This window comes from Acinetobacter sp. NEB 394 (assembly GCF_013374795.1).
Classification (GTDB): domain Bacteria; phylum Pseudomonadota; class Gammaproteobacteria; order Pseudomonadales; family Moraxellaceae; genus Acinetobacter; species Acinetobacter johnsonii.
Window position 1 is genome coordinate 1,169,956 of the sequence record NZ_CP055277.1, and the last position, 12,928, is coordinate 1,182,883.

13 protein-coding genes are annotated in these 12,928 nt (G+C 41.4%); 10 read left to right on the forward strand and 3 right to left on the reverse strand.

Annotation, left to right across the window (positions count from 1 at the left end):
• Positions 1-140: 140 nt before the first annotated feature.
• From HUK62_RS05500 to HUK62_RS05540, 9 genes are all read left to right on the forward strand, one after another.
• Positions 141-1,586 (forward strand): coniferyl aldehyde dehydrogenase, encoded by a 1,446-nt coding sequence (locus HUK62_RS05500; RefSeq protein WP_005399985.1) that lies wholly within the window; start codon positions 141-143, stop codon positions 1,584-1,586.
• Between the two features lie 50 nt (positions 1,587-1,636).
• A complete protein-coding gene (locus HUK62_RS05505) occupies positions 1,637-3,355 on the forward strand; it encodes a GMC family oxidoreductase (protein ID WP_176537302.1) in 1,719 nt (572 codons plus the stop codon).
• Positions 3,356-3,704: 349 nt separating this feature from the next.
• On the forward strand, positions 3,705-4,451 hold the full coding sequence (locus HUK62_RS05510) for an IS5-like element ISAba31 family transposase (RefSeq protein ID WP_176537303.1): 747 nt from the start codon (positions 3,705-3,707) through the stop codon (positions 4,449-4,451).
• Between the two features lie 242 nt (positions 4,452-4,693).
• A complete protein-coding gene (arsC, locus tag HUK62_RS05515) occupies positions 4,694-5,128 on the forward strand; it encodes an arsenate reductase (glutaredoxin) (protein WP_176537304.1) in 435 nt (144 codons plus the stop codon).
• 57 nt (positions 5,129-5,185) lie between these two features.
• Complete coding sequence (locus tag HUK62_RS05520) at positions 5,186-5,506, forward strand: metalloregulator ArsR/SmtB family transcription factor (protein ID WP_004981310.1); 321 nt, start codon at positions 5,186-5,188, stop codon at positions 5,504-5,506.
• A gap of 6 nt (positions 5,507-5,512) precedes the next feature.
• Entirely contained in the window at positions 5,513-5,986 is a 474-nt protein-coding gene (locus HUK62_RS05525) for an arsenate reductase ArsC (RefSeq protein ID WP_176537305.1), read from the forward strand.
• Between the two features lie 7 nt (positions 5,987-5,993).
• Positions 5,994-7,037, forward strand: a complete 1,044-nt coding sequence (gene arsB, locus HUK62_RS05530; protein WP_176537306.1) for an ACR3 family arsenite efflux transporter — start codon at positions 5,994-5,996, stop codon at positions 7,035-7,037.
• Positions 7,038-7,042: 5 nt separating this feature from the next.
• Positions 7,043-7,747: an arsenical resistance protein ArsH gene (gene arsH, locus HUK62_RS05535; RefSeq protein WP_134244452.1), complete on the forward strand. Its 705-nt coding sequence runs from the start codon at positions 7,043-7,045 to the stop codon at positions 7,745-7,747.
• Between the two features lie 153 nt (positions 7,748-7,900).
• Positions 7,901-8,965 (forward strand): ArsO family NAD(P)H-dependent flavin-containing monooxygenase, encoded by a 1,065-nt coding sequence (locus HUK62_RS05540; RefSeq protein WP_176537307.1) that lies wholly within the window; start codon positions 7,901-7,903, stop codon positions 8,963-8,965.
• Positions 8,966-9,239: 274 nt separating this feature from the next.
• Here HUK62_RS05540 and HUK62_RS05545 read toward each other — a convergent pair whose 3' ends face one another.
• Genes HUK62_RS05545 through fahA form a run of 3 tightly spaced genes read right to left on the reverse strand, consistent with a single transcriptional unit; the run spans position 9,240 to position 11,780 of the window.
• A complete protein-coding gene (locus tag HUK62_RS05545; protein WP_005005954.1) occupies positions 9,240-9,815 on the reverse strand; it encodes a VOC family protein in 576 nt (191 codons plus the stop codon).
• Between the two features lie 21 nt (positions 9,816-9,836).
• Complete coding sequence (gene maiA / locus HUK62_RS05550) at positions 9,837-10,475, reverse strand: maleylacetoacetate isomerase (protein WP_151836913.1); 639 nt, start codon at positions 10,473-10,475, stop codon at positions 9,837-9,839.
• Between the two features lie 21 nt (positions 10,476-10,496).
• On the reverse strand, positions 10,497-11,780 hold the full coding sequence (gene fahA, locus HUK62_RS05555; protein ID WP_176537308.1) for a fumarylacetoacetase: 1,284 nt from the start codon (positions 11,778-11,780) through the stop codon (positions 10,497-10,499).
• Between the two features lie 185 nt (positions 11,781-11,965).
• Between fahA and HUK62_RS05560 the strand changes: the two genes are divergently transcribed.
• On the forward strand, positions 11,966-12,787 hold the full coding sequence (locus HUK62_RS05560; RefSeq protein WP_176537309.1) for an IclR family transcriptional regulator: 822 nt from the start codon (positions 11,966-11,968) through the stop codon (positions 12,785-12,787).
• Positions 12,788-12,928: the final 141 nt, after the last annotated feature.

Genomic DNA, 12,928 nt, shown 5'->3' on the forward strand with positions numbered 1-12,928 from the left:
GTTGTCCTAAAAGATCAATTTAGTGTCCTAAAAAGTCAAGCATAATTCAAGTCATTTGTTAAAGTAGGATAAGAGATTGTCTCAATCAACATAGAAAAGAAGTATTGAATCACCATTTTTAGCCGTGAAAGGAAAAGCATATGCAACTTACGGTTCAGCCTCATATCGAGCAAACAGTGATAGAACAGACATTACACGATTGTTTTCAATTGCAGCGCAAAAGCTTTCATCAACAAGGCATTGAAACGATTGCGCAACGTAAGCAACATTTACTGAATTTAAAAGCACTGATTAACGATCACCGTGAAGCAATTATTGAAGCCCTGAATCGAGATTATGGCAATCGTTCACGTCATGAAACCTTACTGGCAGAAATTATTACGGTCACAGATGATATTAACGGCAGCATCAAACACTTGAAACAGTGGACTAAAGTACAAAAAAGACATGTCGATCATAGCTTGTATTTTGGTGCGAAGAACCGCGTAATTCCTCAGCCACTGGGGGTGATTGGAATTATTGTGCCGTGGAATTTTCCCATCAATTTGATGTTTTCACAGTTGTCGGCCGTGTTTGCTGCGGGAAATACGGCTATGGTTAAAATGTCTGAAAATTCAAGACATTTGGCTGAATTGCTGATTGAGTTAAGCCCCAAATATTTTAAAGCGGAAAAATTACAGATTTTCGATGAGACTGGTGAAGTGGGTATCGCATTTTCAAAATTGCCGTTTGACCACCTGATGTTTACTGGTTCTGGTGCGACAGGGCGTAAAGTCATGGCTGCTGCAGCACAAAACTTAACCCCTGTGACTCTGGAACTGGGTGGTAAATCTCCTGCGGTGATTGACCCTGAATACCCTATTGAGAAAGCTGTAGAACGCATTATGTTTGTGAAACAGTTTAATGCGGGACAAATTTGTACCAATGTCGATTATTTATTTGTACATGAGTCGAGGTTACAAGCGTTTATTCAAGCGGCATCAGTTTGGGTGCAGGAACATGTGCCTGATATTCATAGCAAAGATTATACTTCTGTGATTGATGAGCGTGCATTTCAGCGCTTAGTACATAGCTTGGCAGATGCTGAAGCCAAAGGGGCTAGTTTAATTAATTTAAATCAGCAAGAGCCTGATGCTGCGACACGAAAATTTCCACTGACTTTGGTGTTGAACAGTAATGATGAGATGGAAATTGATACGCGTGAAACCTTTGGCCCGATCTTGATGGTCAAAACCTACCAAAAGCCTGAAGATGTTGTTGACTATATTGTGCAGCGTGATCGTCCATTGGCCTTTTATCCATTTAGTAATAACAAAAGCCTAGTCGAATTTTATATCAGCCGAGTTATGTCGGGCGGGGTTTCGGTCAATGATGCCTTATTTCATGTCGGGCAGCATGACTTGCCATTTGGTGGGGTCGGTGCCAGCGGGATGGGGCATTATCATGGCTATGAAGGCTTTTTGACTTTTTCCAAAATGCGTCCTGTGTTTTATCAGGCGGGTTTTTCGAGCTTGAAGTTTCTCGCGCCGCCTTACGGAAAATTTGCCAATTGGCTGTTGAATTTATTGATTCGGATGAAGTCATAAGCGCTTAAATTTAAAAACAGAAAAATAAAACTATTAAAGGAGTTAATAGGATGAATAAAATAGATTTTGATTATGATCAAATTGTGATTGGCTCAGGCTTTGGTGGATCGGTCAGTGCTTTACGCCTTAGTGAAAAAGGCTATAAAGTCCTGATTTTGGAGAAAGGCTTACGCCGTGAAGATAAGGATTTTCCAACCACCAATTTAGACACCAAAAACTATTTGTGGCGTCCTGAACTGGGATTCAGAGGTACGATGCAATTTACTTTCACCAGTAAAACCACCATTTTGCACGGGGTAGGCGTTGGTGGGGGCTCACAAATTTATGCCAATGTACACTTAATTCCACCTGATGCGGTTTTTGAGTCCGAGGCGTGGACCAAGATTCGTAAAGACTGGAAAGAAACCTTAAAACCGTTTTATGGTCTCGCTCAACGTATGTTGGGTACAGCGAATAATACTTATACCAATATTGCAGATGACACGTTAAAAGAAGTTGCGAGTGAAATTGGATATGCAGACTCTTTTAAAACGGTCAACACAGGGGTATTCTTTTCGCAAGCAGCTGGTCAGGAAGGTCAATTAGCGAAAGACCCGTATTTTAATGGAGAGGGGCCAGATCGTAACTCCTGTATTTATTGTGGCGCTTGTATGTTGGGGTGTCGCAGTAATGCCAAAAATACCCTCATGAAAAATTACTTGTATTTTGCTGAACGTAATGGCGTTGAAATTCGTCCAAGTTCTGAAGTGGTGAAAATTACACCACTGAATGAAGATGGTAGCGCAGGTTACGAAGTAATAGTCAAAGAAACCCTTGGGAAACAAGTTCGTCAGTATAGTTTGCGCAGTCGTGGGGTGGTGTTATCTGCGGGTGTAATGGGCACTGTACCGATGTTGTTAAAAATGCGTGATCAGCATAAAACTTTACCCAATATTTCTTCATTGCTGGGACAGGAAGTTCGGACGAACTCGGAAACCCTGACCACAGTGAACAATACTGGTAAAAAACTGGATGATGGTGTGGCAATCAGCTCCTTTATTTCAGTCGATGCAGATACCAATATCGAGGTCACACGTTTCCCTGAAGGTGCGGATGCTTCATGGATTTATATTCCATACGTGCCGATGGTGACCGGTCAGGGCTTTATGCGCTTTATGAAGTTTGTGCTAAACACTTTAATACATCCCTTAAAAACCTTTAAAGTACTGCGTTATAAGGGTAAAGCCAAAGATTCGATCATTTTATTGGTAATGCAAAAGTCTGAAGCATTCATTCATTTTGAATGGCGTAGAAAGTGGTATCGACTGTTCAAAAATAGTATCACTGCTGTGCAAAAAGAAGGGGACACGCCACTCACCGTTTCATTCCCTGCGGCAGAAGAAGCCACTAAAATGATTGCACAAAAGTTGGGTGGAGAATCAGGTTCTGCACTTACCGAAATTTTACTGGGAACGCCAACGACAGCACATATTATGAGTGGTGTCGCGATGGGCAATGATAAGTCGAATGGCGTTGTGGACTTCACAGGTCAAGTCTTTGGTTATCAAAATTTACGCGTATTAGATGGTTCGATTGTACCTGGAAATTTAGGTGTGAATCCCTCACTGACCATTACCGCACTGTCTGAATTTGCGATGAGTCAAATCCCAGTGTTCTCCGCAGAGCGGGCAGCAAAGATTCAGCGTATCGAATTTAGTCAGCCTTTGGACGGACAGGTGTCTGACTTGAAGGGTACTGGTGATTTAGCCAGTGCATTAAGTTATGCTTAAAAAAGTGGATATGGTTTGGGCTGGTGATGGTGCCTAATACGGCAAAATAGACAGCCGAAGCAATACAATCTTGAGATCATTATCCCTCTAACGCTGTATGACAGCGTTAGAGGGCGTTGCTGATTTTATGGGCTATAATTCAGAAATTCCTAAGCTAAGAAGAGAGCAAAAAGCTATCTTACCTTTTTACCGATTAATTGGGGGGCATTACTGAGTCTATTCATAGACCCAAAAGCCATAGTTTATTTTTACTTGTTATAAAATATGACTAGGGTGTGTTGACACTTTTAGCTTAAAAAAATAGCGAAGTAGTAAAATCAAATCGCCAAACCCAATTTTACTATTCGCTATGCCTCGTACCATGCTGACAGATCAACACTGGCAAAAGTTGAAAGTTATTCTGCGTAATTTATCCATTCACCACAACTCAAATTTACGCAATTTTATTGAAGCTATTCTCTATAGAATTAGAACAGGCTGTCCGTGGCGAGATATTCCTTGTTGTTTTGGTCATTCAAACTCTATTTTCAAACGTTTTAATCGTTGGTCAAGCAGCGGTAAGTTACTTAGATTATTCAAATTACTAGCCTCATGCCCCGATATGGAGTGGATTTTTATTGATGGCTCTCATGTACGTGCTCATCAACATTCTGCCGGCATAGCGAATCAATCTATTTCTAAAAGTGTAGGAGGAAACTCCTCAAAAATACATTTGATTGTTGATGCACATGGCAATCCTATTGATTTCATGATTACCGATGGAACCACACATGATGTTAAAGTTGCACCTGATTTAATATCAACATTAGATTTAAAAGAGACAAAAGTGGTATGCGCAGATAAAGGCTATGATTCAGAACCACTGCGTGAACAGATCAGGAAAACAGGGACTAAAGCGAATATACCAAAGAAAATGAATAGCCAATCTAACAATGACCATATGGACTGGTATTTATATAAAATCAGGCATTTAGTTGAAAATATGTTTTGTAGATTAAAGCAATTTAGAGGAATAGCTACTCGATATGACAAGCTCAAAAGAAATTATCAAAGTTCTGTTGCTTTAGCCTGTATATTTTTATGGCTACCTTTATAGGGTTAATTATGAACAGTAAATGTCAACAAGCCCTAGTAAAATCAAAATAATCACTAAGATCAAAGTAATCATGACTGTTTCCATAGCTTGACCTCTAAATCTTGGGTTTTATCTAATTTTAACACGCTCATTCGATCACTATATATTCAAAAAAGATCATTTTATATTCTTTAAATATGGAGTTGCATATATATGATTATTCATATATAAGCATATATAAAGATTCAATTGAGTTTGAGCAAATGTCTGCTACTCCAAAAGTTAAGATTTATCACAACCCTGAATGTGGTACATCACGTAATACATTGGCATTAATTCGTAATACCAATATTGAACCTGAAGTGATTGAGTACCTTGTAACACCTCCATCTAAAAATGAACTGATTCAAATGATCGCGGATGCAGGTTTAACGGTGAGAGAAGCGATTCGTAAGAATGTTGATGCTTATCATGATCTAGAGCTAGAACGTGATGATTGGATGGATGAACAGCTTTTAGATTTTATGCTGCAGCATCCAATTTTGATTAACCGTCCATTCGTAGTCACTGAATTAGGAACTCGTTTAAGTCGTCCGTCAGAATTGGTTTTAGAAATTCTGCCACTCCCACAAAAGGGTGCTTTTAGTAAAGAAGACGGTGAACAAGTGTTGGATGCAAATGGGCAGCGATTAAAATAAATATGTACTGGGTATCTGTAAGTATTGCTATATCCAGAGGTTTGAGTAGGTGAAAGTATGGATCAAATCAATTTCTTTAAATGTTTGGCTGATGAAACGCGATTCAACATCGTCATGTTGGTTCTTGGAAATAATGAACAGTGTGTTTGTGATTTGACTGAAAAACTACAACTCAGCCAACCCAAGATTTCACGGCATTTAGCCTTATTACGCTCTTCTGGTCTTTTACAAGATCGACGTCAAGGACAATGGGTCTATTACAGTCTCAATCCCAATTTACCTACTTGGTGTATAGACGTACTTAATACCCTTAAAAATGCTGATTTACAGCCAAAAGTTGCTCCATCATTTCAACAAATCAATAGTTATTGCGAGTAGAACAATATGAAATTCCTTTTTTTGTGTACTGGAAATAGTTGCCGTAGCATCCTGTCAGAAGTGCTGTTTAATAGTCGTGCCCCAGAGGGTTGGAAAGCATACAGTGCAGGTAGTAAGCCATCAGGGCAAGTACATCCACTGACCATAGAAACTTTAGAAAATCTAGGTCTTTCAACAGATGGTTTGTGGAGTAAAACCATTGATGATTGTGAACAATATCAACCTGACGTAGTGATTACGGTTTGTGATTCGGCTGCGCAAGAAGCGTGTCCACTGTATTTAGGTGGAGCAATCAAGGCACATTGGGGCTTGGCTGATCCTTCGCATTTAGACTTGCCGAAAGAAGAGAAGCTCAAAGCATTCCAAGTGACTGTAGACCATATCAATCGTCGTTTAGATGCGTTATTTGCACTGGATACAGCGCACATGTCTCGTCCTGAATTGATTGCTGCAATCAATCACATCTCAGATATTGAATGAGAACATCATGGCTCAACAAAGACTGTCATTTTTAGATCGTAACCTCACTCTATGGATTTTCATCGCGATGGGGTTGGGAATTGCGATCGGTGTGTTCTTTCCACAAGCCTCAGTGGCATTGGATAAAATGAGTGTGGATTCCGTCAATATCCCGATTGCAATCGGTTTGATTTTGATGATGTATCCACCTTTGGCAAAAGTGGACTATGCAGCGCTACCACAAGTGTTTAAAGACAAAAAAACTTTAGCTTTGTCTTTGGTACAGAACTGGGTGATAGCACCAGTATTAATGTTTGCATTAGCCATTATTTTTCTACATAGCTATCCAGAGTATATGACTGGCTTAATCCTGATAGGACTAGCTCGTTGTATTGCAATGGTCTTGGTGTGGAACGGTTTGGCCTGTGGGGATAACCAATATGTTGCTGCATTGGTGGCCTTTAACAGTATCTTCCAAATTTTATTTTTCAGTACCTATGCTTGGTTGTTCTTGACCTTCTTACCACCTTATTTTGGTGTTGCAGGGCAAGTGATCAATGTCGATTTCTGGACGATTACCCATGCGGTACTGGTGTACTTAGGGATTCCATTTTTCCTTGGCTTTATGACGCGATTCACTCTAGTGAAAGCTAAAGGTCTGGATTGGTATCAAAATGTCTTCTTACCTAAGATCAGTCCACTGAGTTTGTTGGCTTTATTATTCACGATTGTGGCGATGTTTAGCCTGAAAGGGAATGATGTGGTGAGCTTACCACTCGATGTCTTGCGTATTGCCATTCCATTGACCATTTACTTTATCGTGATGTTCTTCATCAGCTTCTTTATGAGCAAGTGGATGGGGAATGACTATGCTAAAACCACAGCCATTTCTTTTACTGCTGCGGGAAATAACTTTGAATTGGCACTTGCTGTAGCGATTGCAACTTTTGGTTTAGCTTCACCTGTGGCGTTTACCACGGTAATCGGCCCATTGGTTGAAGTACCAGTGTTAATTGCTTTAGTCAGTGTGTCTTTGTGGCTCAGAAAAAAGTTTTTTAAAGCAGAGGTGTAATTTCTATGACTCTCCCAAATGTAGATATGAATCTTTTGGATCAACCGACTTTAGAAAAGGTACAGGCCAAAGCGCTAGATCATCCACCCCGTATTTTACTGCTCTATGGTTCTAACCGTGAGCGTTCATACAGCCGATTGGCGGTGATGGAAGCTGGTCGTATCTTAGAGCAGTTTGGTGCAGAAGTTAAAATCTTTCATCCTAAAGGGCTGCCTTTACCTGAAGATGCGGACACTGAACATCCAAAGGTTAAAGAGTTGCATGATTTACTCGCTTGGGCAGAAGGAATGGTGTGGTGCTCGCCTGAGCGTCATGGCTCAATGAGTTCAATTTTCAAATCGCAAATTGACTGGATACCATTGGCAGGCGGTGCAATTCGTGCAACGCAAGGTAAGACCTTAGCTTTGATGCAGGTCAGTGGTGGTTCGCAATCTTTTAACAGCTTAAACCAGATGCGTATTTTAGGCCGTTGGATGCGCATGATCACCATTCCAAACCAATCGTCTATTCCCAAAGCTTTTTTAGAGTTTGAAGAAGATGGCAGGATGAAACCTTCATCCTTCTATGATCGAATTGTCGATGTTATGGAGGAGCTGTATAAATTCACGCTACTGACGCGTGGGCAGAGTCAGTACCTCACGGACCGTTATTCAGAGCGAAAAGAGTCGGCAGAAGAATTATCTAAGCGTGTCAATCAACGTAGCTTATAAATGTTAGATGATCAAAGATGTTGAAAAGCAGCTTGAGCAATTGAAAAGCCCAATTACAGATTTGATCAATTTTTAAAATTCGCTCAGTTTGTTGAATAGACTGGGCTTTTTAATTTTGAATATGGCTTAACTATAGCAAATGGGAGAGTGGCTTTGGCACAACTACAAGCAGAAGTCGATGTAGTCATTATTGGTGGTGGTCAGTCGGCACTTGCTACAGCTTATTTCCTCAAACGTAAAAAAGTGCCATTTGTGATTTTAGATGATCAAACGCAGGCAGGTGGAGCATGGCTGCATGCTTGGCAGTCGCTACGCCTTTTTTCACCGCATACATGGAGTTCGTTATCGGGTTGGATGATGCCAACAACAGAACACACCTACCCAACGCGAAATGAAGTGATTGAGTATTTGTTGGCATACGAGCAACGCTATCAATTTCCGACCATTCGGCCAGTCCATGTCGATCATATTGAACAAAAAGAGGAGCGCTTAGATGTGTATGCTGGAGATCAATATTGGCGGGCAAAGGCTGTGGTCAGTGCAACAGGTACATGGAGTCAACCTTATATTCCACATTATGAAGGACATGAGCGATTTGAAGGGATACAAATACATTCAGCTCATTACGTAAATCCAGAGCCTTTCATCAATAAAAAAGTGATCGTGGTTGGAGGTGGCAACTCTGGTGCACAAATTCTTGCTGAAGTCTCAAAAGTTGCAGATACCACTTGGGTCACAGTAACACCACCTCAATTTTTATCGGATGATGTTGATGGGCGGGTCTTGTTTCTTCGGGCAACGGAGCGTTTAAAAGCCCAACAGGAAGGTAAAGTGATCAATCAGCCTGTTGGTGGTCTGGGTGATATTGTCATGATAGATAGTGTCAAAGAGGCCCGTGAACGTGGCGTATTACATAGCCGAGAACCGTTTAATGCATTTGAAGAACATTCAGTTGTTTGGGCGGATGGTACAACACAAGCCGTAGATGCTGTGATTTGGTGTACAGGGTTCAAAGCTTCACTGAATCATTTAAGAAGTCTTGATGTGGTAGAACCTGATCAAACGGTTGCTGTCCATAATGGGCGTTCAATGAAAGTAAATAATTTATGGTTGGTTGGCTATGGTGAGTGGACAGGCATGGCATCGGCGACTTTAATTGGAGTGTCCAGAACAGCAAGAGCTGCGGCTGATGAAATTGCTGCCTACTTGACTAGCTAAAACGTATAAGTTTAAAGGGATGCATAGACAGGTTTCATGCATGAACAATTCGATTTGATTCGATACGGAGGAGGACGGAAATAGAATTCGCCGTGAAGCAAATGGAAAGCAATTATTGATGATTGATAGGAGATTTAAGCTACTCTAAGTAGCTAATTAAAATAAGAAAACCTATCTATTGAAATCAGAAAAGCAGCCGAAGCTGCTTTGCGTTTTTTTATCATCGTTGAACTTGCCTCTAAGGCATTCACCATCAGCACAACTTCCGCCAGACTTAGGCGTCTACTTTGGCGGTACGAGAGTTATGGCTTAATTCATCTGCATGTAGGAAATGCGTATGCTGCGGTGCGCGTTTGGTTTTGCTCCATTCTTCCAGCATGTCATATTTCATTTGTTCAGTAATCATGGCAATTTTTTGTGGTGCTTTTTCATCGTCATAGGCTAGTTCCAAACGATGGCCATTTGGATCAAAGAAATAAATTGAGTGGAAAATACCATGATTGGTAATGCCCAAGACCTCTATGCCATTGGCTTCTAGGTGTTCTTTAGCATCAATCAGTGCCTGACGGTCTTTGACTTTGAGTGCAATGTGCTGCACCCATTTTGGGGTGTTTTCATCACGACCCATTTCAGGCTGGGTTGGTAGTTCAAAGAAAGCCAGCACATTACCGTTTCCTGCGTCTAGGAATAGGTGCATATAGGGATCAAAGGCTTTGGTTGAGGGGACATGGTCTTCAGCAAAGGCGAGAATGAAATCCATATTTAGATTTTTTTTGTACCATTCCACCGTTTCTTTGGCATCTTTACAACGGTAGGCCACATGGTGGATTTTTTCAATTTGAATGGTCATTTTTATATCCTTATAAAAAACTTAAGCAGCTTCAGGCTGCATTTCAGGTGCAGCGTGTTGAAAGGCCTCTAAACTGTTGCAATGGGTATAGATCGAACAAATTTTTGGATAATCGGATAAATCAAGATTAAAACGTAGAGCGTTATAGACTTGTGGAATCAGGCAGCAATCCGCTAGGGTCGGCTGATTGCCAAAACAGAATTTGTCATTTGACTGTTCCAGTTGTGCTTCAAGGGCTTTAAAGCCCGTTAAAATCCAGTGTTTATACCAAGCTGTTTTCTGCTCATCACTTATTTCCAATGTACCCGTTAGGTACTGAAGTACCCGTAGGTTGTTGAGTGGATGGATATCGCAGGCAATACTCAAACTAAATGCACGGATCAAAGCACGCTGCTGCAAGTCTTGAGGGAGCAAGGCCATGTCTGGGAATTTTTCTTCTAAATATTCAAGAATACTTAGCGATTGAGTCAGAGCAAAATCCTGCTCTGCCCATGTTGGCACCAGCTCACTAGGATTGATCTGACGGTAGCTTTCACTATGCTGTTCACCGCCATTATTGACTAAGTGCACAGGGACATGTTCAGCAGTCAGACCTTTTAAATTCAGGCCAATACGAACTCGGTAAGCCGCAGAACTACGAAAATAGGTATACAGTTTCATGGGCAACATCCTAGGCTGCAATTATTGGGTAAAACCAAAATCCACTGCTGGCAGAATTTTGCCGCTGACTTCACCAAAACCAATCCGCAAATCATCTTTTTCGCAATAGCCTTTCATAATGACGGTATCGCCGTCTTGAATGAAGTTACGCTGTTCGCCATTTGATAGCGTTAAAGGTTTGGTGGCATTCCATGTGATTTCGAGCAATGAACCATAAGAATCTGGGGTTGGTCCTGAAATGGTCCCTGAACCCATCAAATCACCGACCTGCAAGTTACAGCCCGCAATCGTATGATGTGTCAGCTGCTGAGCCATGGACCAGTACATATATTTAAAGTTGGTTTTGCAGATCACATTGCTCTGGTCGTTATTCTCAGGCTGAATTTCAACCGAAAGATGAATGTCATAGCTGTTGCTGCTGTTGTCTTCACGCAGATAAGCCAAAGGTTTCGGCTCTTGTTCAGGCGAACTGGTTTTAAATGGCTCAAGTGCTTCCAGCGTCACAATCCAAGGTGAAATAGACGATGCAAAAGTTTTGGCATTAAACGGGCCAAGTGGCACATATTCCCATTGCTGCAAGTCACGAGCAGACCAGTCATTAAACAGCACCATACCGAAAATATGATCCCAAGCGTTTTCAATTGGAACAGGTTGACCCAGCTGACTTGATTTACCTACGATAAAGCCAGTTTCCAGTTCAAAGTCGAGTTTACGACAAGCAGAAAATACAGGACGTTCTGAATCTGGCAGCTTGATTTGTCCTGATGGACGGACAATGTCAGTGCCGCTCACAATAACTGAGCTGGCACGTCCATTATAACCAACAGGGAGTTCTGACCAGTTGGGCAACAGCGCATTTTTCGGGTCACGGAACATGCAACCGACATTGGTGGCATGTTCTTTAGATGAATAGAAATCGGTATAGCCTGAAATGTCTACCGGCAGATGCATTTTGACGTCTGATTGTTTGAAGAAAACTTGATCACGCAGGGCCTGATTGTCACGAAGTTCAGGATTATCTGCGGACAACAAAGCTTGTAATTCTGCGCGGACCTTAGACCAATTGGCTTGACCTGATTCAATAAACATATTCAGTGTCGGTTGATTAAAGAGCAGTTTGCCATCTGTTACTTTGCAATAACCATGCGCTTCCAGTACCGCCAGATCAACCACCCATTCTCCCAGTGCTACGCCAGCACGGGCCTGCGAATTGTGTTTTTCACTAAAAATGCCATAAGGCAGGTTTTCTAGTGGGAAATCTGAATGTGCAGCAATTTCAACAAATGACTTCAAGCGTTTGCTCATGGATATTGATCCTTTCCGTGGAAAATTTAAGTTCTAGATAGAATCATACTTATATTTTAAAATTACGCAATAAATAATTTATTTATGAATAGTGTAAATTGTTAGGCTATACTACTCTGAATGAGAGAGTCAGGTTTAGATGGCTCACATTTTTGATTTAAGTAGTACAATTCACCAATGGAGTTATGACAACTAATGCAACTATGCAGGGTAAAGCGATGAGTGTTGAGGAAGAAAAAATACAGGGAGGGGTTCAGTCTCTGGAAGTTGGATTAACCGTATTGGATGCATTGACCGCACATAATGCACCGATGATGTTAAAAGAGCTGTCCGAAGTTTTATCCATGCATCCGGCCAAAGTACACCGTTATGTGGTGAGCTTGATTCGTAAAGGTTATGCTCAGCAATTAACGGATGGGCGTTATAGTTTAGGTGAGCGCGCACATGCTTTTGGGGTGAATGCACTCAAACGAACAGATATGCTGGAATTAAGCCAGCGTTATATTCAGGACATTCAGCAACGTCTGAATTGCAGTATTCATGTGAGTAAATGGTTTGCCGATGGTGCGGTCGTGGTTCAGTCTCTAGAATCTAACCATGTTTTTAATATTATTACTCGAGTCGGTTCACGCATGCCGCTGCTGAAATCTGCGACAGGGCGCTTGCATGCCTGCTATCAGCCTGAGCACATCATCAAGCCATTATTGGAAAAAGAATGGGAAAGTAGCGCTAAACCAGAGCAGTATCCTGCAAATTGGGAAGATTTTTTAGAGCTGAAAGCGAAAATTCTGAGTCAAGGTTATGCCTCAGTCACAGGAGATATGATGGCTGGGATCAATGCGATTAGTATTCCAGTCTTTAATTTCACGCAGCAACTGGATCATGTCATTACTTGTATTGGCACAGAAGATCAGTTACCCGAAGGACAAATACAGCAAGCAATTGATTATGTACTTGGCGTACAGCGACAGATCGATGCTTTATTTCATCCTGCTGCTGCCGTATAAAAGCGTCGCTTACATTGAAAAGATGAATTAAGTTTTAAATCCACCCTCTGGTGGATTTTTTATGGGGTTGTGGTGGCAGACAGTCGAAATATTTGATTTTTTACCGCGCTGTCTAAAAGAAAGGGGGCATGAAATAGACAG